We start from the raw sequence: 378 nt of genomic DNA on the forward strand, positions 1-378 counted from the left end.
TCAACGACGACGGCGAACTCACCTCCGGCATCGAACAGCTCGCCTGCGACCTGCTCGCCGTCTCCGGCGGCTGGTCCCCCGTGGTGCACCTGCATTCCCAGCGCCAGGGCAAGCTGCGCTGGGACGATGACCTGGCCGCGTTCGTGCCCAGCAGCATCGTCCCCAACCAGCAGGTGGCCGGCGCCGGCCGCGGCAGCTTCGAACTCGGCGACTGCATCGCAGAGGGCATCTCCGCTGGGGCAGCGGCGGTCGGCGCCGCCGGCTTCGACCCTGAAACCTCCGGCGCAGCCGCCGATCCCCTGGTCTTTTCCGAGCCGAAGACGTCCGCCCCGACCCGCCAGCTCTGGCTGGTCCCGGGCCAGGAAGGCGGCCCGGACG

The 378-nt window shown here is 72.2% G+C and carries 1 pseudogene; it reads left to right on the plus strand.

What is annotated here, in order from left to right:
* Positions 1-378, plus strand: a pseudogene (locus QCD75_RS21990) (ferredoxin); the annotation flags it as partial.

This window comes from Arthrobacter sp. PsM3 (assembly GCF_030433895.1).
Lineage (GTDB): Bacteria > Actinomycetota > Actinomycetes > Actinomycetales > Micrococcaceae > Arthrobacter.